1 protein-coding gene is annotated in these 525 nt (G+C 53.9%); it reads left to right on the top strand.

Translation table 11 applies throughout. From position 1 onward, the window contains the following. Positions 1 to 525 (top strand): condensation domain-containing protein (locus WA407_RS26855; RefSeq protein ID WP_336078734.1); only part of this gene is annotated, 525 nt, incomplete at both ends.

The raw sequence follows: 525 nt of genomic DNA, 5'->3' as shown, positions 1-525 counted from the left end.
CAGCTATTCGACTGCCGCATAAAACAGATTCTTTCCAGGTATGGGCCAAACAGCTGTCAGCCTACGCGAATCGTGCGACGATGGAGCGGGAGCTAGCCTACTGGCAGCATATCGAACAAGCAGAAGCCAGCCTCGCGAAGCCTTTGCCGAAGGATTTTGCCAATGACAATGCACGGCTCGGAGACAGTGAGGTTGTCACTGTCCGCTGGACGAAGCAGGAAACCGAGCAGTTGCTCAAACAAGCCCATCGCGCATACAACACGGAAATGAATGACCTGTTGCTGGCTGCGCTCGGAAAAGCCGTCTATGACTGGTCTGGTTCTGAACGGGTGCTGGTCAACCTGGAGGGCCATGGACGGGAAGCTATTGTACCGGATGTGGATATTACGCGCACGGTTGGCTGGTTTACGAGCCAATTCCCGGTTGTACTGGATGGAAGTCTGGGACAAGGGGGAAATACGGCTCGTCTGATCAAACGGATTAAGGAAGGGCTGCGTCATATTCCGCAAAAAGGCATCGGTTATG

It is taken from the genome of Paenibacillus sp. 203 (genome assembly GCF_037027525.1).
Classification (GTDB): domain Bacteria; phylum Bacillota; class Bacilli; order Paenibacillales; family Paenibacillaceae; genus Paenibacillus; species Paenibacillus polymyxa_B.
The sequence above is the reverse complement of the archived record's forward strand: the minus strand, read 5'-3'. Positions and strand labels throughout refer to the sequence as shown.